Genomic DNA, 23,971 nt, shown 5'->3' with positions numbered 1-23,971 from the left:
GGCGGTCAGGACGGCGAATGAGAGCACGCTCCATCACCAGGCCCACCCCGGCTGCCTCCCGCCCGCAGACACGAGGTCCAAGTCGAGATCCCCGATTCCCCATTCGGCTGCCGAACCGCATCGCCCACGACATTGACCACGGTGACGCCGGCCAGCGCCTTTACGTCGGCGACGGAGTCATAGCCCCGGTTTTCTCCCGAGGCATGGGCCTACGGCATCGGCGGCATGCGGGTGGTCCGCAAATGGTTCGCCTCACGCCAGGCCACCCCACGACACAAGCGCCGCGGCTCCCCGCTGGACGATATTCGACACGACCCTGGTCCCCCGCTTCACCGATGAGCTGGTCGACCTCGAACCAAGCCAGGCCCGACTACTCCAGGACGTGTGCGCCGGACCGCAGATCACCGTAGTCGGCCTCGAAGAACACGGCGTCCTCCCCCCAGACCCGGGCTATCGAGAAAACCTCCCCGCGGCTCAGGGCGAGGAGGACTTTCCCTGCGGTAGCCACACATTCCGTTCCGGGAAGACCCCCAGGCCCTTCACGGCGCTTGGAGTAAAAACGCCGGCATCCCGGATGTGTGGCGAATCCTCAACCCCTGGTCATGAGCGGTTTCGACCGCATCCCGCCCCGGGCCCGCCTGCTGTCCGAAGCGATCGGACGTCTGAGGAGTCGGGACGCCGCTATGCCCCCTGCGGGGTTTCACCGTTCCCTCAAACAGAAACGAGTCGTCCACGGGATGACAGTCCGCCGCGGAAGACCGAAGTCAGCGATTTTGGAAACACCAGGCATAACATCGGTCTTCCTGCCATGAGGGTTACATTTTTGATGCTTCCGGGGGAAGATGTTGAGCTTCGCGACTCGGGTATGGAACCCTTGGCCTCTGGCAGAGAAATTCGGCTCCAGAAGAGCTTGAAGCAATGCACGACCACGGCGTCTAAGATCACGTATTAATTAGGCAGGCTGGTGACCAGCGGCGTGACGAATGAGCGCAGGGCTGATTTCTTGCGGCACCCAGCTACAGGGAAGTCGTGGAGCGCCACTACTCCTCACCGCCCTCCCTCTCTCCCCGTCGGAAGGGTGGCGGCCTCGTTCCTGCCTTCAGCCGAGATCCGCTGTGGCGGCGGAGGTGATCATCCGGGAAATGCCCGGCCTCCACGACCGACGACCGGCCCCTCACCCATCTTCGCGCTTTCAAGGCCCCTCCGCGACAAGGCGGACGAAACGGCGTCCGCACCGTGCGCCACTGAGACCGCCTGGACGGATGGACGCCCGCATGAAGCTCGGCCACCATCGAGTCGCCAATGCACACAAAGAGAATCAACTCGTTGCGAGTGAATGTCACATTAATACGCCCTTGATGCGCGGCATCGACCAGGGAGGATAAATGCAGACAGGACGTTCCATGATTGGGGATTCGGAAGAGTCGGAAAGAGCTGTTTACAGAATTCTGGGACCACTGCAGATCGCAAGTGCGTCAGGTGGTCCTCTGGTTCCTCCCGGACGCCAGAGAAAACTTCTCAGCGCGCTCTTGCTCGAACCGGGCCGTATCATTTCCACAGACCAGCTCGTGGATGTGATCTGGGAGAGCAGTCCGCCGGAAACCGCTCGGACGCAGGTGCAGATCTGTATATCTCGGCTGCGCAAGCTCCTCAAAAAGGCGTCCGGCGATGCCCGGATCGTCACCCAATCCCCCGGGTACTTCCTGCAACTGGATAGCAGCAAGATCGATTCCCAAATCTATGCTCGGCTTGTCGCCGATGCGGACACCGCAGCCAGGAAGGAGGAGCCAGAGGAAGCCCTGCGGCTTGTCAGGAAGGCTCTCGCTCTGTGGAGAGGGCCAGCGCTGAAAGGGATTACCAGTGGTGCGCTGCGGGCAAAGGCGACGAGACTCGACGAGGACTGGTTGAGCACGGTAGAGAAGTGCTTCAGCCTCGAGCTGGCCCTTGGGCGTCATCACCAGTCGATCGGTGAACTGCGTGAGCTGGTGGAACAGTACCCGCTTCGAGAACGATTCCGCGCTCAGCTCATACTCGCGCTCCACTGGTCCGGCAGAAGGGCAGAGGCCCTGGAAACCTACAGATCGGGCAGGGAGCTCCTGGTAGCGGAGTTGGGCCTGGAACCGGGGCCAGAGTTGCGCAGCTTGGAAAAGACAGTCCTCACGGAGGAGTCAACGCCCAAGGCAGCAGGGGGCGTGCCGGGCCGGCCCGCAACCTTCCCCGGTTCTTCCGCGACGCTCACGGAGCACCGAGCCTCCCGGGGTCCGCTCGCCTCGGAGCCGGCGGAGCGGGCCGCCGACACACGACGGCCTCGGCAACTACCGTCGGACATCAAGGACTTCGTCGGCCGGGACAAGGCACTGAGCCAGGCACACGATGAGCTCCTCGACGCACGCACCCCGGGCGCCGCCAACGTCGTCGCGTTCACAGGCTTACCCGGGATCGGCAAGAGCACCACGGCCGTGCGTCTAGCGCACACTCTCGTCGCGGACCACTTCCCAGACGGTCAGCTGTTCTGCGACATGCGGGGTAACAGAGGCAGTCCCGTCAGTCCGTACGACGCGCTGCGGCGGATCCTCCGGACACTTGGCGAAAAGCGTTTGGCCGTTCCGGCGGGACTGGACGAACGGTCGGCACTCTACCGAAACCTGGTGGCCCACCGGCGTATCTTGCTCGTCCTCGACGACGTGGCTTCCGAAGAGCAGGTCATACCGCTATTGCCCGGCAGCGGCACATGCGCGGTCCTCCTCACGAGCAGGAACCGCCTAACAGGCCCTCCCGGTGTGCGGCGGATCGAGCTCACGGAGTTCTCGAAAGGCGAATCCCTGGAGCTTTTGAGCCGTGTGGCCGGGCGCGAGCGAGTCGCCGGCGACAAGGACGCGGCCACCGCCCTAGCGGAGAGGGCGGCCCACCTTCCGCTCACTGTGCGTGGCATCGCTGCCTGGCTGGCGGCACGTCCCCATTATCCACTGGCGTGCATAGCGAATCGGCTTGGCGATGGACGTCCCTGGCCCAACGGCCCGGTACGCGAAACGCTAAGAACGCGAGCCGAGCTGGCGATCGTCTACGATCGGCTTGAGCCCGAGAGCCGCCGCGCGTTGCGGATGCTCGGGCTCACCCCCGAGTCGAACATTCCCGCCTGGGTGATGAACGCCCTCACGGACCTGCCGGGTCCGCGCCATCTGGACATCCTCGATGCACTGCTGGACGCCCACCTACTGGATATGGAAGGCATGGACGTAGGGGGAGCGCCCCGCTACCGCCTTCCTGCGATCGTTCGTCTCTTCGCCCGCGACCGCCTGGCCGCGCAGGAGACGGCGCAGGAGTGCCGGGCGGCTACCGAGAGGATGCTCGGCGGCTGGATATCGCTCGTGGACGAGGCGAACCGGCGGATCCATGGAGGTGGACACAGTGGCCCGGGCAGGGGGACCTACCACTGGAATGCTCCCCCTCGCTACGCCCAGCAGGCACTCGCCGATCCGCTGACCTGGGTCGAAGTCGAACGACGCAATCTCTGCTCGGCACTCGCCCAAGCCTCGGAGCACGGACTGGACGAGTTGCGCCGGGAACTCGGCACGGGGATCGAAGCCCTCGGTCTGTTCCCCGGCCTGGTGGGAACCGGGAGAAGGGCCAGGCATCACTCCTGCAACGGTGCCCCCGGCATCAAAAAGCGGAGGACCGCATAGGAGCCCACTGCCGGTGGCGGCGTTACCTATCTCCGGACGGTGCCGGCAACATCCCGTGTGGCGGCTATCTCGGCGATCGTCGGTCGCTCGAAGAGCTCTTTGACCGTGATGTCGATCCCGGAGTCCCGCAGCCGCGCCACGATCTGCAGGCCGCGGATGGAATCGCCCCCCAGGTCGAAGAAGTCGTCCTGGACACCGACGGGGTCCTCCACATCCAGGACCTCACCCCAGACCCGGGCGATGGCCTCCTCCATGGGGGTGCTGGGAGCCACGTACTCCATTCCGGCGATCCGGCGACCGTAGTCGGGGACCGGCAGTCGCTCCCGGTCGACTTTGCCGTTGGGCGTCAGTGGCAGCTCATCCAACTCGACGAACCTGTCGGGAACCATATACCCCGGAAGGCGTTCGGCGAGGAAACCGGCCAGCACGGTCGAATCGGGACTTTCCCCCGCGGCCGGGACCACATAGGCGGTTAGGCGGATCGTGTCCTGATGGTCGGGGGCGGCCAGCACCACGGTCCGGGCGACGTGTGGACAGCTTCCCAAGACCGTTTCGACCTCGCCCGGCTCGACCCGATGCCCCCGGATCTTGACCTGGTCGTCAACGCGCCCTCGAAACTCCAGCCCGCCCTGCGGCAGCCGGCGCACCAGGTCGCCCGTACGGTACATCCGCCCGCCTCCCCCGGACAGGTCGGGGAGGAAGCGCTCCGCCGTCGTCACCGGCTGGCCCAGGTACCCGCGGGCCACGCCCGTGCCTGCGATGTAGAGCTCTCCGGTCACGCCTTGGGGGACGGGGCGCAGCCATTCGTCGAGCACGTGAGCCCGCATCCCCGCCATGGCTACACCGATCGGGGCCACTCCAGCGTCCAGCAGGCCCGGGGCCGGCGATGCACAGGTCGCGAACGTCGTCGTCTCCGTGGGGCCATAGACGTGAACCAGGTCCGTCCCGCCGGTCGTGTCGAGTACCCGCCGCATCGCCACCGGCGAGGCCGTCTCGCCTCCGGTCCAGATCTCCCGGACACCGCGGAAGCACTCCGGATCCTCCTCGGCGAGGAGGTTGAACAGTGCGGTGGTGAAGAACATCCCGGTCACGCGATGCTCGTCGATCATCTGGCGTACCACCGCGGCATCCATCGCGCCCGGCGGCGCCATCACTACTGTGCCCCCTGTCAGAAGCGGCACCCAGATCTCGTACGTTGAGGCATCGAACGCGAGGGGGGAGTGCGCCAGCACGCGTTCATGCCCCCCGGACGTCCAGCGCCCATCCGCAGCGAGGGCCGTTACATTCCGGTGGGTGGCCACGACCCCCTTCGGTCTCCCGGTAGACCCGGAGGTATACATTATGTACGCCGCGTCGCCGGGATACGCCCGCACGGCCTCCCCTCCGTCCGGCTTCGCCACGGCCACCGCGGCTTGGGACCGGGCCAGGCCCGCCTGCACCACTCGCGCTCTCAACCCCGGCGGTATCCGCGCGGCCATCGCGGAGTCAGCGACCAGGACACCCGCCCCGGTGTCGTCCACCACTCGCCGGATCCGCTCGCCCGGATCCCCATGGTGCACCGGTACGCACACCCCTCCGGCCTTGACTACCGCGAGCAGCCACACCGGCACGTGTGTCGATCGCTCCAGCATCAGCACGACCGGGCTCTCTCTGCGGACGCCCAGCTCGCCCAAATAACGCGCCACCCGCTCGGAGCGCGCGTCCAGCTCCGCGTAGCTCAGTTCCTCCCCGCCGCCAATCACCGCCGGCGCCTCCGGCCTCTCCGCCACTCGGGCCGCGAACACGTCCGCGAGCGAGGGGCCGGAAGCATCGGAAGCAGTGCCCGGGGCATTTTCACCACTCACAACGACCTCCGGTGTCGACGTCCAAGGGTTTCGTGGAACCGGGGCGCTGACATGGGGACACGGGCGGCGCTCCCCGCGCGCCAGCGGCCCGGTAGCGAGCCCGGCCCATACTCCGCCATTCACCTATCGGCTCCCTTTCCGCCACCAATCACGCCGGGCGGGGCCGTGCTTAGTGTGGGGATAATCCCGCGATGCCGGGCTTCCCTAGGCTCTCCGATCGATGTCTGCGGCTGAGGAAACGTACGCCCCAACCGTGGACACAAGCGAGGAGGAGGGGAATCCCGGGCATGCGCGATGATTTCACCGGTCCTGCCGGCATGGAATTCGAGGAAGACGTTCCAGGGCTCCTTACCTCGGGCGACGGTGAACTACCGCAGAATTGGGAAACTGAGAACGGGAGCCACTCCCAACGGACGGGTCACGCCCCTCTCTCGTTCGCCCAGCGCCGCATCTGGTTCTTCGAGCAGTGGAACCCCGGAACCCCCACGTACAACATCAGTAGTGCCCATCGGATCGAGGGCGAACTGCGCCCCACGGTGCTGCGCGACGCCTTCACCCGAGTCGTCCAGCGGCACGGAGCACTGCGCACCAGCTTCTCCGTCCACCGTGGCGAGCCACGACAGACGGTCCGGGACGACGCCGGATTTCCATTTCTCGTCCACGACCTGAGCACGACGACAACTCCGGACGAGGAAGCGCTACGGCAGGCCGAGCAGGAGGCACGCCGGCCGATTCGGCTGACCGATGACCCACCACTGCGCGTGCTGCTACTGCGATGCGCGGAACAGCGGTGGCTACTCGTCCTCACCATTCACCACATCGTCTGCGACGGGCACTCCGTCGGACTCGTCCTCGACGAGGTGTCCGAAACCTACGAGGCCCTCGAATCCGCACACCTCGAGCCGCCGCCTTGTCCACGTCTCGACCAGATCGGAGTCGCAGAGAAAGAGATCGAACGCTGGAGTGCTGGTCATCTGGATGACCAGGTGCGCTACTGGCAACGGCGCCTGGCCGGCGGTCCCGAGCATTCGGCACCTCCGCCGGACCACCCCAGGCCGCCCCTACAGACCTTCGCGGGCCGCACCCACATTGCGCCGCTTCCTCCGCGGCTGATGGAACGAGTCACCGAGGCGGCCCAAGCAGCGGCGACGACCCCCTACGCCGTGCTGCTCTCCGCCTTCTCGGTCTTCCTGGGACGCTACAGCAACCAGGATGACGTCATCGTCGGGGCGCCGTTCTCCACCCGAGATCCGGCCACCGATTCGACAGTGGGGTTGCTCGTCAACATCCTGCCGCTGCGGCTCACCCTCAGCGAGGGAGACCTGTTCCGGGACCTCGCCTGCCGAGCGCACGCGGCCGTCCTCGAAGCCCTGGAGAACAGGGACGTCCCCTTCGAAAGGCTGATGGCCTCCCTTGAGGTGGAGCGGGACCTAAGCCACAGCCCTCTCATCCAGATCCTGTTCGGTATGGACAGCGAGGGACGTCACGGGCGTCGCCTCGCCGGCACCCCCCTCACCCAGGTATTCGTGGAACGGGCCACCGCGAAGTTCGACATGACCTGGCTGGTGGTCGGGGAGGACCCGCACCACATCGAGATCGAGTACAACACCGATCTCTACGAGCACAGCACCGTGCGGCGGATGGCGGACGACTTCGTGCGGCTACTGGGTCGCCTGCTGGATCGGCCAGATGCCCACGCAGTCACCGAGGAGTTCGTCGACGCGGACGTCCTGGCCCGGCTGAACGCCGGAGCGGCTCGTATGGCGCTCGACGACGGCGACTGCGTCCCCGCACGGATCGCCCGCCGTGCTGCTGAGTGTCCCGACGCTCCCGCGATTCACGAAGGCAAACAGTGGATCAGCTACGGGGAACTCGACGAACGCTCCAACCGTCTCGGGCACGCGCTGCGCGCGTGGGGTGTCGGTCCGGAGCGGATCGTGGGTGTCTACCAGGAGCGTGGCATTGACCTGGTCACCACGCTCCTGGCGGTGCTCAAGGCGGGAGGCGCGTACCTGCCGCTCGACCCGGCCCACCCCACTGAGCGGACACGGTTCATGCTGTCCGACAGTGGTGCGGAGCTCGTCGTAGCGACACCAGGGCTCGCGGGTCGCCTGCCCAGGGGAGACTGGTCGGTGCTCGAAACGGACGGGAGTGCGGCCAAGGGCACCGAGATGCTCCCCCCGCCCGCGCTCGACGACCTCGCCTACCTCATCTACACGTCGGGGTCCACCGGAACGCCGAAGGGGGTGCAGGCCACCCACCGCAACCTCGCCCGGCTCTTCCCCGCCACCGGCCTCTGGTTCGATTTCGACGCTTCCGACGTCTGGACCTGGGTCCACTCCCCATCCTTCGACTTCTCCGCCTGGGAGATCTGGGGTGCCCTGGTCCACGGCGCCCGGCTGGTCGTGGTCCCAAAGGAGGTCACGCGGTCCCCGGAGGACCTCCACGCCCTTCTTCGGGCGAGGCAGGTCACGGTACTGAGCCTGACCCCGTCGGCGTTCCGGAACCTCGTCACCGTGGACGCCGCGGGTGGGCACCCGTCGGAGGCGTCACCCGATCTCGCCCTCCGCTACGTCGTCCTCGGGGGGGAATCGGTGGACATGACCAGTGTCGGGCGCTGGTTCGGCGCCCATGGTGACCAATCGCCGCAGGTGGCGAACCTGTACGGCATCACCGAGACCACGGTCCACGCCACCTGCCGGATCCTGCGGGCCGACGACGTTGCGGGAAACGGCAGCCCGATCGGGGAACCGCTGTCCGACCTGAGTATCGAGGTGGTCGATCGCTGGGGAAACACCTGCCCGGCCCTGGCCCCCGGGGAGATCCACGTCCACGGGGACGGGGTCACACGCGGTTACCTCGGGCGGCCGGCACTCACCGCGGAACGGTTTCCACCCGCCCGTTCCGGCGGTCCTCGGCACTCGTACCGCAGCGGCGATCTCGCCCGCCTCACCCCCGGTGGCGAACTGGAATACATCGGGCGCGACGACCACCAGGTCAAGATCCGTGGCTTCCGTGTCGAGCCCGGAGAGATCGAGGCGGTGCTCGGTGCGCATCCGGAGATCAGCGGCGCGGTCGTGCTCGCCCGCCCGGACGAGGGCGAGCGGCCCGCGCGACTGGCCGCCTATGTCGCGTCCGACCGCCAGCTCACCACCTCCGAGGTGCGCGCGTTCCTGTCCGAGACACTTCCCGAGCACATGCTCCCCGCAGCTGTCGTCCGGATCGACGAATGGCCGCTGACGTACAACGGCAAGATCGATCGGGACGCGCTTCCGGCGCCGGATACCCGCCGCCCTCGCCTGTCCAGCGAATTCGTGGGACCGCGGGACGGTGTCGAAGAGGCGCTCGCCGACGTTTTCCAGCGGGTTTTGCAGACCGATCGCGTCGGGGTGCACGACAGTTTCTTCGACCTCGGTGGCGATTCCATTCGCAGCCTGCAGATCATCGGTCTCGCCAAGGAGCACGGGTTCTCCTTGCGCCTGCAGGATCTCTTCCAGCGGCCCACGATCGCGGAGTTGCGGCAGTGCGTCGCCAAGAGAACCGAAAGCGTCGGCCCCGCAGACCGCGCGCCCTTCTCCCTGCTCTCCGAGGAAGATCGCCGCATCGTGCCTGAGGGGATGGTCGACGCCTATCCCCTCTCCATGCTGCAGGCCGGAATGGTCTTCCACATGGAGCTCGAACCGGAGAGCCTGCCGTACCACAACGTGAACAGCTTTCATGTCCGCGCTCCGTACCACGCCGACATGTTCCGCCGCGCGGTGGCCGACGTCATGGCCCGGCATCCCATTCTCCGGACGTCCTTCGACCTGTCGAGGTACAGCGTCCCGATGCAGTTGGTCTGGGAGTCGGTTCCTCCACCGGTGACCGCCGAAGACATCCGGCACCTCGATGTCGAGGCGCAGCGCGACCACCTGCTAGCCGTCCTGCGCACCGAACGCGCCCACCCGTTCGACATCGGTAGGGCACCGCTCATCCGGTTCGCGCTGCACCGCAGGACGGACTCGACCATGCAGTGGACCGTCACGGAACACCACGCGATCTTGGACGGCTGGAGCCTGTTCTCGACGCAGACGGAGATTCTGCGGCGGTACCTGGATCTACTGAGGAACCCGGACACCCCGCGCAAGGCCACGCCGGAGTCGCAGTACCGGGACTTCATCCGGCTCGAACGAGAAGCGCTGATCTCCTCCGATTCCGCCCGCTTCTGGAGGGAGAGGCTCGCCGGATTCCGGCCGGCGCGACTGCCGGCTCCCGCCCCCGAGACGGCCGGGTTCTCCCCAAGGCTGGGGGACACCCATATCGAGGGCGACAGCGTGGACGGCATCCGCCAATGGCGCTCCACCGTCACCAGGAGCGCGTCACACCGGTCACTGGAGGCCCTCCTGCCCGAGGCGCTGTGCGCGTCGCTGGGCGACCTCGCGGCCCGGACGGGGGTTCCACTCAAGAGTGTCCTCCTCGCAGCCCATCTGAAGGTCCTCAGCCTTGCCACCGGTTCTCCCGACGTCATCGCCGGAGTCAGCTCGCACGGCAGGCCCGAGGAACCCGGTGCCACCGAGGCGCGCGGCCTGTACCTGAACCTGCTTCCCCTGCGCCTGACCCTGACCCCAGCTCCGTGGTCCGACCTGGTACGCGCCGTTTTCCACGCGGAGCGCGAGCTGCTCCCGCACCGCCGATACCCGCTGGCCCGGATCCAGCAGGACCTCGGCGTGGAACTCTTCGACAACACGTTTCTCTACAACCACTTCCACATGCTGCAGAACGTGATCGGCCCCGACATCGAATTCATCGACGCCCGGATCAATGCCACGACCGAATATCGGGCCGAGCCGACCAGCCACTCCCTGTCCACCGGATTCATGCGCCATCCGAACTCCGAGCTGCTGCTGCTGCGCTTCGACTACCACACCGGCAAGCTCTCTGACGACACCGCGGAGCTACTCCGACGCTGCTATCTAGAGGTCCTTCAAGCGATGACACGGGACTCCGACCCGCACCACGAGTTCGAGCCCTCCCGGAGCACCGGAGCCCCTCCCTGAGGTCAGGAACACCCGGCCCCGGCGCTCCCGGCTGACTCGTCGGGACCGCCGGCATCAACCCGCCGAGCCCCACGCCGCCGCAGTACGTACGGCCAGGAGGAAACGTGTCGGCACGACGCCGCGACAGCGAAAGCCGGAACCATGCCAGGGGCGACGGATACGCCCACGGGCCAGACTCAGCGGGCTACCCACGCTCCAGTACCCCGGCGGCGCCCGCCGCTGCGGCGGCATGCGGCACGGTGGACGACACCATGCCGCTCTCGTGCGCCCAGCGCGGACTGTGGTACCTGCACCACCTGGAGGAGCCGACCACGGCGTACAACGTCCCGCTGCACGTCCGGCTGTCGGGGCGGCTGGACCGGCGAGCACTCGCGTTCGCGCTCTCAGACGTCGTCGGGCGCCACGAGCCGCTGCGCACCGTGTACCCAACCGTGCGAGGGGATCCCCGGCAACGGGTCCTGGAGGAGGAACGGCTGCCGTCGCTGCTCAGCATCGACGACCGGCCCGAGACGGCCGGGGACCGGCTGAGCCAGGCCGAGCGCCACCATTTCGACCTGAGCACCGAGCCACCGATCCGGGGCCACCTCCATCGGCTGGGGGCGGACGAGCACATGCTGCTCCTCGTCATGCACCACATCGCCGTCGACGGCTGGTCGTGCCCTATCCTCCTCCGCGACCTGGGCATCGCCTATACCGCGCGGCTGAACGGAACCCCGCCCGCGTGGCCTCCCCTGCGGACCAGCTACGGCGAGTACGCCCGACGCCAGCAGGAGCTACTCGCTGACGCGGAGAAGCCAGGACGAGGGCTGGCGGCGCAGCTGGAGCACTGGCGCGGCACTCTCGCCGGCCTGCCGGAGGAACTCGAGCTCCCCTTCGACCGCGACCGGCCGGTCCTACCGAGCCACAACAGCGGCACGGTGTCCCTCCACATCACTCCCGAGCTCCACCGACGACTCCTGCGGACCGCGCGGCGGAACCGGTGCACGTTGTTCATGGGGCTGCAGGCCGGGACGGCCGCGCTCTTCACGCGCTGCGGCGCGGGCACCGACATCCCCATCGGAGTGCCCACGGTCGGCCGCACCGAAACCGACCTCGAGGATCTGGTCGGCCTATTCGTGAATCCTCTCGTGCTGCGCTTCGACACCTCCGGGGATCCGTCCTTCAAGGAACTGCTGATGCGCGTTCGCTCGACCAGCTTGGACGCCTACGCGAACTGGGACCTGCCATTCGAGTACCTCGTGGCACGGCTCAACCCGCGGCGTTCCCCGGCTCACCACCCGCTTTTCCAGACCATGCTGGCGTTCAACAACGACCTCGGCACCGGGCACCAATTTCCCGGGCTTTCCGTCGAGGCGGCCCTCGCCGACCCAGGTACCGCCAAGTTCGACCTGGACGTGGGATTCAGCGAGAAGCGCACCGGGACAGGGGAAACAGCGGGCGTCACCGGATCCCTGCAGTACTCGCGGGACCTGTTCGACCACGGGACGGCGCAGTGGCTCGCGGCGGGGCTTGTCGGGCTCCTGGACTCGGCTTCCCGGAACCCCGAGCGGCCGATCAGCGCGATCGTGGAGGACTGACGTGTACCCGGACCACGCACCCAGAAGCGACAGACCGATGACGACCACCGATTCGGCGGGTGAGACCCGGCGAACGGGAGTGCCCATGCCGACCACCCTGAGTACAGCCGAAGACGGCTTCCACCGTTTCGGCGGTTCGGTCCGCGTTGACGGGGCACGGCTGATCCGCCGGCTCGGCGAGCTGGGAAGGATCGGTTCCGCAGCAGGGAAAGGCGTCTCTCGGCTCGCCTTCAGCCCGGAGGACCAGCAGGCCAGGCAGCTGGTGGTGGAGTACATGCGGGAGGCCGGGCTGGCTCCGTACGTCGATCCCGCGGGAAACATCGTGGCCCGCGACCGCGAGGCCGACTCGGGTGAGCCGGTCCTGATGCTCGGATCACACATCGACACCGTGCCGGGCGGGGGCGCTTATGACGGGAGTGTGGGGGTGCTCGCGGCGATCGAGGTCGCCCAGACCGTAAAGGAGAACTCCCTCCCCCTCCGCTCTCCCCTGGTCGTCACCGTCTTCGCCGATGAGGAGGGGACCAGGGGAACCCCGCCCATGTGGGGCTCCCATGCGATGGCCGGCTCACTGACCGAGGAACACCTGGCCACGGTGACCACCGCGGGCGAACCCATGGACACCCTGGTGGCCTCGGTGGGGGGCGACCTGAGCCGGATCGCCGCTGCCGCCTGGCCCGCAGGTGCCATCGACACCTACCTGGAGTTGCACATCGAGCAGGGACCCGTACTCGAACACCACGAGGTGGACATCGGAATCGTTGAGGCGATCTCGGGCCGGGTCTCGATCACCGTCGATATCGACGGTAGGGCCGCCCACGCCGGAACCACCCCGATGGAACTACGAAGCGACGCCCTCGTGGCGGCGGCCCGGATCATCCTCGCGGTCCAGGACATCGCCGACCGCGAGCGCCTTGTGCGTGTCGCGACAGTCGGCCGCTGTGAGGTCACACCGGGAACGTGGAACGTCGTCCCCGGCCGGGTTCGAATCCCCATCGATCTCCGTGACATCGACCTCGGCGCACTGGACCGGGCGATCACCGCCGTACGCCGGCTCACCGCCCAGATCGCCGACCAGACCTCGACCACCATCACCGCGACGACGATCGATCGCGTCCTCCCCGCACCCTGCGACCCGACACTGCGCCGGCTCCTCGCCGAAGCGAGCGACGAGCTGAAGCTCACCCGGATCGAGATGGCAAGCGGCGCGGGCCACGACGCCCAAGTGATCACCTCGATCGCTCCCGCCGCGATGGTGTTCATCCCCAGCGTCAACGGCATCAGCCACGCGCCCGACGAGTACTCCGAGGCCTGCCACATCGTCAACGGCGCCGACATCCTTCTGCGCGCCGCCACCTCCCACGTGCCGGGCAGCTGCCGGACGCCGGCCTCGGCGCCTCCCCAGAACGCGACCACGCGAGAGGAGCATCGGTGCGGGTCATCGGGATCAGCGGAATGAACAAGACGGTCGACTTCAAACGGCGGGAACTCCCGGACCTCGACAGCCGCAGCTACCGCATCGTCCAGGGACTGGACGCCGCGGCCGCGCTCGTCACCGATGACGGCGTCGTAGCGGCAGCGGCGGAGGAACGCTTCACCGGGGAGAAGACGACAGGCGACTTCCCGGTCAACGCGATCCGGTACTGCCTCGACGCGACCGGCCTGACCATGGCCGACATCGACCTGGTCGCCCATTCGTTCGACTACGGCGATGCCGGGAACGCTCACCTGAACGAGTACGCGGCCAAACTGCACCGCGAGATTTACGCCCCCCGTGTGGTGCGCGCCCTGCTGGCCGAGCACTGGCCGGAGACGCAGGCCCGGGACATGTTCACCCCAATCCGGCATCATCTGGCGCACGCGGCGAGCTCCTACCACCTCAGTGGGTTCGATGATGCGCTCGTCCTCGTCGCCGACGGCATGGGCGAGGCGGAGAGCATGACGGTCTTCTCCGGCCACAACGAAACGTTGAAGACCTTGCACACCGTGCCGGCGCTGCACTCACTCGGCACGCTCTACGGCGTTGTCACGCTCTACCTGGGATTCGAGTTCGCGATGGACGAGTACAAGGTGATGGGGCTGGCGCCCTACGGCGACCCCGGCGTGTACGGCGCCGAGATGCGCGAGCTGGTGCGGCCGGCGGGCAACGGGGGGTGCGTCGTACCGCTACTCGCCGAGAACCGGTCGGCCGTCGAACGCGAGACCCACAGCGGCGCGCTCCGCGCCCTGGCCAGATCGTTCGGACCGCCCCGAGGGCCCGGCGAACCGATCGAGCAACACCACATGGACGTGGCGGCCGCAGCGCAGTCGGCGCTGGAGGGCTGCCTGCTGCACACCCTCCGCCACTTCCAGGCCGCCACTGGTCACCGTAACCTCTGCCTGGCCGGGGGTGTGGCCCTGAACTGCACCGCCAACGGGGTAATCGCGCGGACCGGGATATTCGACGACATCTTCGTCCAACCCGCATCCGGCGATGACGGCTCAGCGCTCGGAGCCGCGCTCCACGCCCACGCCCAGGCCACCGGTGCCGGGCCCTCTAGCGGGATGTTCATGCCCTACTGGGGCCCGCACTATCCGGAGCGGGAATACGAGGAGGCAGTCGCCAGAGAACCCGCCGTGGTCGCCCAGCGGTACGTCCACGACGACCTCGTCCGACGGGTCGCGCGCTCCCTGGCCAACGGTGACATCGTGGCGTGGATGCAGGGGCGGATGGAATTCGGCCCCCGCGCCCTGGGGAACCGGAGCATCCTCGCTGACCCCGGCGATCCCGATATGCGTGACCGGCTCAACGCCGTCGTCAAACAGCGCGAAGGCTTCCGCCCGTTCGCGCCGGTCGTGACCGAGGAGGATGCGGACACGTACTTCGAACTGCCCCTCCCGGCCAAGCGTTACGCGCACATGCTGTTCGTGGTCCGTACCCGCGCCGAATGGCGAGACCGGCTGCCCGCTGTCACCCACGTCGACGGGACAGCACGCGTGCAGGTCATACGCAGGAGCGACAACGAACGCCTGTGGCTCCTGCTCAAGGCGTTCAGTGAGATCACGGGGGTTCCGGTCCTGCTCAACACCTCTTTCAACCTGCGTGGGCAGCCGGTAGTCCGGGACCCGGAGACCGCGCTGCGCACCTTCCTCAAGTCCGAGATCGACTACCTGGTCATGGGGCGGGACATCATCGGCAGGGCTGGCGAAGGCGTCCGAGCGACGGAGGCGGACGGAGGTGTGGACGCATGAGTACACCCGGCCAGACCCGTGGGGCTTCCCCGCACGGCCACCTGGAGCAGGCGATCGCGCGTATCTGGTGCGACGTGCTCGAAGTCGAGGGCCTCGACCGCGACACGAACTTCTTCGCGGAGGGAGGCGGTTCGCTCCACGCGCTGCGGGCCGTGCGCCACATGAACACGCTCGTGCGAACCGAAATCCCCGCCGACCTGGTTTTCACCGCCCCGACGGTTGCCGAGGCGGCTCGGCGTATCGCCGAGCTGTGGTCACACGAGCGGGAGGAGGAACCGGATCGTCGAGCGCCCGTGATCAGGTCCGCCACACCCAGCGAACGGGCGGAACAGAGAGGCTGCGAGAACCAGCCCGGCAAGGCCTCTCCCACCCAGGAGCGAATCTGGTTCTTCGAGGTCTGGCAGCCGGGAACCCCCTGCTACCACATGCCGTGGGCGGTGGACATCCACGGGGAGCTGGACGCCGATGCCGTTGATCGCGCCGTGGCCACCCTTATCAACCGGCACGAGGCGCTGCGCACGGTCTTCCGCGATCATGAGGGCCTGCCCGTCCCGCACACGCTGGCACACCTGGATGTCGCGCCGCGCCGCCACCGGGTGTCGGACGCCACCCGGGCCGCTCGACACGAACGCGCTGAACACCTGCTGCGTGAGCTCGCCACCCGCCCCTTCACCCTCGACGGCGGCCCGCTCGTGCGCGTCGACCTCGTGACCCTCAGCGACACGGAACACGTGCTGCTGCTCACCGTCCACCACCTCGTCTGCGACGGGGAGTCGATTACGATCCTGCTCGACGAGCTCGCGGCCTGCTACCGAGCCGAGGTCACGGGCGAGCGGCCAGGACTCCCGCCGGTGGCGGGGTTCGCTGAGGCTGCCGGGCACCAGGAGCGCCTGCTGGCCGACGGCGGGCGCGGACGAGCGCTCGCGCATTGGCGTGACCGCCTTGCGAAGGCGCCGCGGTACCTGGACATCCCGTGCGACCTCCCGCGTCCGGCCGTTTTCGACCCCGCCGGCGCCACGCACCACTTTCACTTCGACTCGGAACTCCTGAGCACGGTGCGCGCATTCGCCCGGGAACGCGGGACCACAATGTTCGCGGTTCTCGCCTCAGCCTTCCAGGCCCTGCTGCACCAGTGGGCCGGTGTCGACGACATCGTGATCGGCGTGACGGCCGCCAACCGCCCGCTGCCCGAGCTGCGCAGCGCCGTCGGCCCTCTCTTCAACACCCTGCCGGTCCGCTCCCGGCTAACCGGCCGAACCGACTTCAACGAGGCTGCCTCCGCGACCCACGAGGAGATCGCCGCGGGACTCGCCCACCAGGCGCTTCCCTTCGACGAGGTGGTGGCACACACCATCGCCGAACGCGAACCGGGCCGATCCCCACTGGCGCAGGTCCTGTTCGAGTTCGACACCATCGTCGGGCAGCGTACGCCGGTCTCCGGACAAACCTGGAGCCAGCGGCTCGTCGACACCGGCACCGCGAAGTTCGATCTGACGGTCACCATCACAGACGACGGGAACACACTGAGCGGTGCCGTGAACCACAGCACCGGCGTGCTGCTCCCCGAGACCGGGAAGTGGCTCGCAGACTCCTATATCGCGCTGCTGCGGATGCTGTGCATCGCGCCGGACCAGGATCTTCGTTCTCTGGACCTGCCTGAGGCCCCCCGGATCGACGTCACCGACCGTGCTGTCGGCCCGGTGGCACCCTATCCCGACTCGGCGTGCGTGCACGAGTTCTTCGAGCAGCAGGTCGATCGCGTCCCCGAGGCCACCGCGGTCCGCTGCGGATCCGTGAGGCTGAGCTATGCCGGGCTGGAAGCCAGGGCGAACCGGCTGGCGCACCACCTACGCGCCGCTGGAGTGACGCCGGAGAGTGCGGTGGGAGTGTGCCTGAGACGATCGGAGCGAACGCTGGTCGCACTGCTCGCCGTGCTGAAAGCCGGCGGCGCCTACGTGCCGATCGATCCCGACTACCCTGACGAGCGCAAGCGCTACATGACCCGCCAGGTCCATGCGCGGGTACTCGTCACCGAGGGAGAGCAGGTTCCGGAGTGGTTTGAGGGAACGGTCCTGGACACGGCACTCGCCGAAACCGACCGCACCCCGGCGCACCGCCCCCCTCGTACCGCGACGTCCGCGAATCCCGCCTACGTCATCTACACCTCAGGATCGACGGGGCTGCCCAAAGCCGTGGTCGTCGAACACCGGTCGCTCGTCAACTATCTGACGTGGGCAGTCCGTGAGTACGTGGGAGAGGGCGCCGGAGGCGCACCCGTCTTCTCCTCCTTCACCTTCGACATGATCGTTCCCAACCTGTACGCGCCGCTGCTTACCGGACAGCCCGTGTGTGTCGTTCCGGACGCGACACCCACCGAGAGGCTCGCTGAGGCGATCCTCGAACGCGCCCCCTATGCATTCATCAAACTGACCCCTGGCCAGCTCGACCTGCTGGCGGAGTTCATGACACCGGACCAGGCCCGGGACCTGTGCGAAGCACTGGTGGTCGGCGCCGACACGTTCCCCTCCCGGGTTCTGCACAAGTGGCGGGAGATGGACCCGTTCACCCCAGTACTGAACGAATACGGGCCTACCGAGGCGTCGGTGGGCAACTGTGTCCACCACGTCCTCCGGATGGAAGGCGGGGCCTCGCTCCCGATCGGCCTTCCCATCCCCAACACCACGATGTACGTCCTGGACGAGAGGATGACCCCGGTCGGGCTCGGGAAGCTCGGAGAGCTCTACATCGGTGGGGACTGCGTCGTCCGCGGTTACGCCGGCCAGCCGGGAACGACCGCGGAGAGGTTCGTCCCCGATCCCTTCGGCCGGCCCGGCGCGCGCCTGTACCGGACCGGAGACCTGGGGCGGTGGCGGCCCGACGGCAGCCTGGAGTTCTGCGGCCGGGCGGACGACCAGGTCAAGATCGACGGGTACCGGGTCGAGCCGGGAGAGATCGAGGCGGCCATCGCCCGACACCCGCGGGTCCGCGACTCCGTCGTGGCGGTCGCTGGCCCCTCGGACCACCGCAGGTTGCTCGGCTACTACGCCGCGGATCCCGATGTCGCCTCGGACGATGTCCTCGCCCACCTGCGCTCCGAGCTCCCCGCCTACCTGCTGCCAGCGGTGCTGACCCGCATCGACCAGGTCCCGCTCAACAGCAACGGCAAAGTCGACCGCAAGGCACTCCCGCCACCCGGCCAGACCGGGCGTCCCGGTACAGCCGCCTCCGCGCCGCCACGCGAGCCCGTGCGAAAGGCAGTCACCCGGCTCATGGCCGAAACACTCGGTATCCACCCCGACGAGGTCGGGGAGGAGGACCAGTTCTTCACACTCGGCGGACGGTCGCTGGACATCGTACGGCTCTCCGGCAGGATCAAACGTCTGTTCCGAACGGAAATATCAATCACGGAGCTGATGAGGGAGCCGAGTGCGGTCGGGATCTCCGAGGCGGTGATCCGGAATGAAGCCAAAACCGGCGACTCGGCAGAGCGGGCGATCGAGTATCCGGGACCGGGATCCGCATCGCCAGAGGAACACGCAGGAGCGCAAAGGAGCACCGCACCATGAGCCGCGAAAGCCTTGGAGAGACGGTAGAGGTCGACAGCGCGGGCCAGGAGTATCTCGTCGTCGTCAACGAGGAACAGCAGTATTCCGTCTGGCCGGCGACGCGGGAGCTGCCCGCCGGATGGCTGTCCGAGGGAACCCGTGGATCCCGCGAGGAATGCCTTCACCACATCGAGCGGGTGTGGACGGACATGAGACCCGCGAGCGTCCGCAGGTCCCAGGAGCTGCGGCGGGAGCAGCAGACCGAGCCCTCGAATTGAACACGGAAAATCCAGCATGAGCTCGAACAAGTACCTGCCGTTCCGCAGTAGATCAGCCGATACGGCATCGATTCGGCTCTTCTGCTTTCCCTATGCCGGAGGTGGAGCGTCGATATACCGGCACTGGATCGACGGGTTCCCGCCGGCGATCGATGTGAACCCGGTCCAGCTCCCCGGCCGGGAGAACCTGTTCGCCGAACCGCTCGTGGCGGACTGGGAGGAGCTCGTCGCGGATCTCGTCGAGGGCCTCGCGGATTCGCTCGATCGTCCCTTCGTCCTGTTCGGTCACAGCATGGGCGCGCTTCTGGCGTCTGAGATCGCCGCTCGGCTCGAACGGAGCGCGAAACCGCCACCTTCGCTTCTCGTGCTGGCGGCTCGGAGCGGGGATCCGCGGCACAGCACGTGGAGCGGCAGTGCCTCCCCGCCGCACACCCTCGACGACGACAAGCTCCTGCGCCTCACGGTGAGGCTGGGCGGAGCACCGGCGGAACTGTTCGAACACGAGGAGTTCCACGACATCCTCCTGGCGCCCCTCCGCAACGACCATGAACTCTGCGCCGGATACGTGCCCAGCTTCAAGAAGTTGAGCACTCCCATTCTCGCGCTCGGAGGCAGGGACGACTCCATGGTCCCCGTCGAGGGAATCCGGTCCTGGGAATGCCGGACCTCCGCCGGATTCCATTACCGGATGCTTCCAGGGGGCCATTTCTTCCTGCATCAGCAGATGCGGGCGATCGCGGCCGAGATCAGTGGTCATCCCTTGCTGGCACGACCGCGTGCGGACGGTGACGGGGACGGCCCCGCCACGGATCGGCCGGACCAGAAGCAGCACAACCGACAGGGATGACACGAGGAGGGTTATGTGCGGGCTGACCGGTTTCATGCACCTGCCGGACAGGCGTCCGGTCGACAGCACGCTGCTAGCGACCATGGCGGAGAAGCTGGACCACAGGGGGCCCGACTCCTCGGGGACGTTCATCGACGACGGGATCGGGATCACGCTCCGTCGGCTCAGCATCATTGACCCCGACGGCGGTGACCAGCCGATCTACAGCGAAGACGGCACCGTGGTCCTGATCTGCAATGGGGAGATATTCAACCATCCGGAGCTGCGTCGCGAACTGGCGAGGAAGGGCCACAGGTTCAGAACGGGATGCGACGTCGAGGTACTCGTCCACCTGTACGAGGAGGAGGGGGTCGATCTACTCAAGAGAGTGAACGGGCAGTTCGCCTTCGCGATCTACGACCGGAACATCCGGCGCCTTTTTATCGCGCGCGACCATCTCGGCATCCTTCCGATGTACTACGCCCGGGCGGGGGAGGATTTCGTCTTCGGGTCCGAGATCAAGTCCATTCTGGAGCACCCGGGAATCAGCCGCACTGCTGACCTGACCGGGCTCGACCAGGTCCTGACGTTTCCGGGGCCGGTCAGCCCGCGTACGATGTTTCGCGATGTGAGCAGTCTCGAAAACGGCCATTACCTGCTCGTCGACGAGGGAGCCGTCCAAAAGGTTCGCTACTGGGATTTGGAGTACCCGATCGAGGGAGAGGGACCGCGGCCGGAACCTGATGAGTTCTATATCGCCGCCCTCAGAGAACTTCTCACACGATCGGTCGGCTACCGGCAGCGGGCCGACGTCCCTGTCGGCTACTACCTCAGTGGTGGCCTGGACTCGGGGCTGATCACGGCACTCGCCGCCGAGCGGGGCAGAGGCAGGCGCCTCACCTGCTTCTCCGTGGCGTTCAAGGACCACGGCCTGGACGAGTCCGGCTACCAGCGACTCATGGCGGACAAGCTATCGGCCGACCACCACCAGCTTGTCTTCGGCCCCGCTGAGGTCGGCGCCGACCTCCGGCGCATGGTCTATCACGCTGAATGCCCGGTCAAGGAGACGTTCAACACGTGCTCCCTGGCATTGTCGGAAAAGGTCCGGGACGCCGGGTTCAAGGTGGTCCTTACGGGTGAGGGGGCGGATGAACTCTTCGGCGGTTATATAGGATACCGGTTCGACAGCGCGGGGCGGCGCGGCAGGCGGGACCAAGGTCTGGACACACTCCTGGAAGACGAAGTCCGCCGCCGGCTCTGGGGCGATTCCGCAATATTCTACGAGAAAAACTACCATGCCTGGGCGGAGACAAAAAACGAGCTTTACTCCCCTGGTGTCCAAGAGGCGTTCCCTGAATTCGACTGCCTCAACTTCCCGATCGTCGACCAGAGTTCCCTGCAGGGTAGGCACCCGCTGCACCAGCGTTCCTACCTCGATTTCAAGCTGCGCCTCACCGACCACTTGCTCGCCGACCACGGAGACCGGATGGCCCTGGCGAACTCGGTCGAGACCAGGTACCCGTTCCTCGACATCGACGTCGTCGAGTTCACCACCCGGATTCCGCCCATGCTGAAGGTCAAGAACATGACCGAGAAATACGTTCTTAAACGGGTGGCTCAAGGACGCGTTCCGGCCGAGATCATCGACCGGGAGAAATTCGGTTTCCGCGCGCCGTCTAGCCCGGCTCTGCTCCGCCAGAACAACGAATGGACCCAGGACATGCTGTCCTACTCGCGGATAGCGCGCCAGGGGTACTTCGATCCCGATGTCGTGGAGGCGCTGAAGTCCCGATACAGAACTCCCGGAAGCGACGTCCATCCACACCTGGGTGACGACCTACTGCTCATCGTGCTGACCTTCGGGATTCTCATGGACGAGTTCGGCATCCCCAGCTACTCCTGATACGGGCATTCGCACTGCGAGAGGGACGGCGATGAGGTACGAGTCAGTTCATTCGCTGGTACTCCGGGCGGCCGAGCGGTTCCCGAACCGCAGGGCCGTGGAGTGCCCGCAAGGCACGTTGACCTACGCGGCGCTGGAACGACGTTCCAGGCAGATCGCCCAAGAACTGTACACGTCGGGCGCCGGCGGCGGCCGTGTGATTCCGGTGCTCGCCGAGGACCGAAGGGAGGCCATCGCGGCCGTTCTGGGCATACTCAGGATCGGCGGGGTCTTCGCTCTTCTGGAGTGTGCCGCTCCGCGGCTCCGGCTAGAGGGAATACTCGGTGAGATCGAGCCCCACTACGCGATCGTCGGCACAGGGATCCCCACACCTGTGGAGAAGCTCGTCGGCGACCTGGTGCCCTCCGGCCGGCTAATTCACGCGGCGGTGGAGACAAAGGACCCCGTACCCGAGCGGCACGACCACCCGCCACGGGTCCACCAGCCGGACCCGAACGACCCGTACTACGTCTTCTTCACCTCAGGGTCCACCGGCCGCCCAAAAGGCGTCGTGGGCCGGGCCGAAAGCCTCAGCCACTACGTCGGGTGGCTCGCCGGGCTGCTCGACGCTCGCCCCGGTCGGCGGGTCAGCCAACTGGCCTCCCTGGCGTTCGACGCCATGGTGCGCGACGTCTTCGTCCCGCTGTGCACGGGCGGGACCGTGTGCGTCCCCCCGGCCGAAATCCGGATAAGCCCCCACGAACTCGGGCGATGGATCGAGGATTCCGGGATCGACCTGGTGAACTGCGTACCGACCGTGTTCCGCGGCATCGCCAACGCCGCCCTCATCGACGAGCTGGAGTTCACTACGCTGCGCTGCATCGCGATGGCGGGGGAGTCGGTCTCCCCGGCCGATGTCGGCCGATGGTTCGATCGTTACGGGGAGCGGATCCAGCTGCTCAATCTCTACGGCGCCACCGAGACGACGGTCACGAGGACCTACCACTTCATCACTCGCGCCGATGCGGACCGCACCTCGGTTCCGATCGGGCAGCCCATGCCCGGCACCCGGGTGGACATTCTCGACGACCGGGGACACCCCTGCCCGCAGGGCGCGGTGGGCGAGATCCACATACGCTCGCCCTACCTTGCTCTGGGCTACCACAGGCACCCCGAGGCCACTCGGGCCGTGTTCCTGCCGGCGGGGCCGGACGGAGACACAGGCGACGTCACCTACCGTACGGGGGACTTCGGCAGGCTGGCGCCGGACGGCCTTCTGGAGTTCCTGGGAAGGAGGGACCAGCAGGTCAAGATCGGGGGCATCCGAGTCGAGCTGGGAGAGGTCGAGGAGGCGCTGCGCCGGCATCCCGCGGTGGGAGACGTAGCGGTGACTGTCGACGACCAGGGCGAGGTACCCCGGCTGTGCGCCTTCATCCAGGCGGCCGCCCCTTCGGTGGGGACACGTGAGTGGGAGTCCAGGCAGCTGCGCCAGCACCTGGCCAACTACCTCCCGGACAGCTTGATTCCGCGACTCTTCGTTCCCGTGAGCGAACTCCCGCGGACCATCAGCGGAAAGATCGACCGCCGGGCTCTCCCGGCGCCTTCACCCGCATTAGAGAGTCCCGTCCGTGAGCACACGGCACCGCGATCCTGGACGGAGAAGGCACTGGCGGAGATCTGGAGCGGACTCCTTCCCGAGCAAACCTTCGGTGTGCACGACGACTTCTTCGAATTGGGAGGATACTCGTTGCTCGTCATGCAGCTTCTGTCGAGAGTGCGCGGTGAACTGGGTGCCCCTATCCACCTGCGTGATTTCCTCGTCTCACCTACCATCGAATCGCTCGCCGGGCAGGTTGATCGGGCTTTGGAAAGCCAATAAGGATAGCAGGGGTCGGGAAATGCCGAATCCGGTCAAAAAATCGAAACTCGCGTCCCCGCCCTCAGAGAAGGCCCGTGAAGTCCGGGCTTCCCGGAGGAGGAGGTATGGTTGCCAGTCGCGTTCTCGGTGGGGAGATTACCCCCCTCCGTCGCACCTGGTCAGGCAGCGAACGCGAGGTGGAGCGGGGAGCTCG

11 protein-coding genes are annotated in these 23,971 nt (G+C 67.1%); 10 read left to right on the top strand and 1 reads right to left on the bottom strand.

All coding sequences use genetic code 11. The annotated features are described in order from the left end of the window. The first annotated feature begins 1,385 nt into the window (after positions 1–1,385). The gene (locus tag HDA32_RS15550) at positions 1,386–3,683 is read left to right on the top strand and encodes an AfsR/SARP family transcriptional regulator (protein ID WP_179643878.1); all 2,298 of its coding nucleotides are present in this window, start codon (positions 1,386–1,388) and stop codon (positions 3,681–3,683) included. A 26-nt stretch (positions 3,684–3,709) separates the two neighbouring features. Here the strand turns inward: HDA32_RS15550 and HDA32_RS15545 are convergent, their stop codons facing one another. Next, on the bottom strand, positions 3,710–5,467 hold the full coding sequence (locus tag HDA32_RS15545; protein WP_179643877.1) for a non-ribosomal peptide synthetase: 1,758 nt from the start codon (positions 5,465–5,467) through the stop codon (positions 3,710–3,712). Positions 5,468–5,844: 377 nt separating this feature from the next. Here HDA32_RS15545 and HDA32_RS15540 point away from each other — a divergent pair, with 377 nt between their 5' ends. From HDA32_RS15540 to HDA32_RS15500, 9 genes are all read left to right on the top strand, one after another. Further along, positions 5,845–10,563 (top strand): non-ribosomal peptide synthetase, encoded by a 4,719-nt coding sequence (locus HDA32_RS15540; protein WP_179643876.1) that lies wholly within the window; start codon positions 5,845–5,847, stop codon positions 10,561–10,563. Between the two features lie 239 nt (positions 10,564–10,802). Next, positions 10,803–12,140, top strand: a complete 1,338-nt coding sequence (locus tag HDA32_RS15535) for a condensation domain-containing protein (RefSeq protein WP_179643875.1) — start codon at positions 10,803–10,805, stop codon at positions 12,138–12,140. Between the two features lie 85 nt (positions 12,141–12,225). After that, the gene (locus HDA32_RS15530) at positions 12,226–13,596 is read left to right on the top strand and encodes a Zn-dependent hydrolase (RefSeq protein ID WP_179643874.1); all 1,371 of its coding nucleotides are present in this window, start codon (positions 12,226–12,228) and stop codon (positions 13,594–13,596) included. Further along, positions 13,569–15,368 carry a carbamoyltransferase family protein gene (locus HDA32_RS15525; protein WP_179643873.1) on the top strand — a complete coding sequence of 600 codons (1,800 nt, stop codon included), beginning with the start codon at positions 13,569–13,571 and terminating at the stop codon, positions 15,366–15,368. Before HDA32_RS15530 ends, HDA32_RS15525 begins: the two co-directional genes overlap by 28 nt. After that, positions 15,365–18,934, top strand: coding sequence for a non-ribosomal peptide synthetase (locus HDA32_RS15520; protein ID WP_179643872.1), 3,570 nt, complete (start codon positions 15,365–15,367; stop codon positions 18,932–18,934). The genes HDA32_RS15525 and HDA32_RS15520 overlap by 4 nt, the downstream gene beginning before the upstream one ends. Next, complete coding sequence (locus HDA32_RS15515; protein ID WP_179643871.1) at positions 18,931–19,191, top strand: MbtH family protein; 261 nt, start codon at positions 18,931–18,933, stop codon at positions 19,189–19,191. Before HDA32_RS15520 ends, HDA32_RS15515 begins: the two co-directional genes overlap by 4 nt. A gap of 16 nt (positions 19,192–19,207) precedes the next feature. After that, complete coding sequence (locus tag HDA32_RS15510) at positions 19,208–20,038, top strand: thioesterase II family protein (protein WP_179643870.1); 831 nt, start codon at positions 19,208–19,210, stop codon at positions 20,036–20,038. Positions 20,039–20,051: 13 nt separating this feature from the next. Then, positions 20,052–21,920, top strand: coding sequence for an asparagine synthase (glutamine-hydrolyzing) (asnB, locus tag HDA32_RS15505; protein WP_179643869.1), 1,869 nt, complete (start codon positions 20,052–20,054; stop codon positions 21,918–21,920). Between the two features lie 31 nt (positions 21,921–21,951). Beyond that, positions 21,952–23,778, top strand: a complete 1,827-nt coding sequence (locus tag HDA32_RS15500; protein WP_179643868.1) for a non-ribosomal peptide synthetase — start codon at positions 21,952–21,954, stop codon at positions 23,776–23,778. The last annotated feature ends 193 nt before the right edge of the window (positions 23,779–23,971 follow it).

The sequence above is a fragment of the Spinactinospora alkalitolerans genome (genome assembly GCF_013408795.1).
Taxonomy (GTDB): domain Bacteria; phylum Actinomycetota; class Actinomycetes; order Streptosporangiales; family Streptosporangiaceae; genus Spinactinospora; species Spinactinospora alkalitolerans.
Note: the sequence above shows the minus strand (reverse complement) of the source record. Positions and strands in the feature narration are given on the sequence as shown.

Excerpts from the sequence above, each read along its gene's own strand:
- HDA32_RS15500 (WP_179643868.1), top strand. The coding sequence starts at position 21,952 with ATGAGGTACGAGTCAGTTCATTCGCTGGTACTCCGGGCGGCCGAGCGG.
- HDA32_RS15530 (WP_179643874.1), top strand. The coding sequence starts at position 12,226 with ATGCCGACCACCCTGAGTACAGCCGAAGACGGCTTCCACCGTTTCGGC.
- HDA32_RS15510 (WP_179643870.1), top strand. The coding sequence starts at position 19,208 with ATGAGCTCGAACAAGTACCTGCCGTTCCGCAGTAGATCAGCCGATACG.
- HDA32_RS15550 (WP_179643878.1), top strand. The coding sequence starts at position 1,386 with ATGCAGACAGGACGTTCCATGATTGGGGATTCGGAAGAGTCGGAAAGA.
- asnB (WP_179643869.1), top strand. The coding sequence starts at position 20,052 with ATGTGCGGGCTGACCGGTTTCATGCACCTGCCGGACAGGCGTCCGGTC.
- HDA32_RS15520 (WP_179643872.1), top strand. The coding sequence starts at position 15,365 with ATGAGTACACCCGGCCAGACCCGTGGGGCTTCCCCGCACGGCCACCTG.
- HDA32_RS15540 (WP_179643876.1), top strand. The coding sequence starts at position 5,845 with ATGGAATTCGAGGAAGACGTTCCAGGGCTCCTTACCTCGGGCGACGGT.
- HDA32_RS15515 (WP_179643871.1), top strand. The coding sequence starts at position 18,931 with ATGAGCCGCGAAAGCCTTGGAGAGACGGTAGAGGTCGACAGCGCGGGC.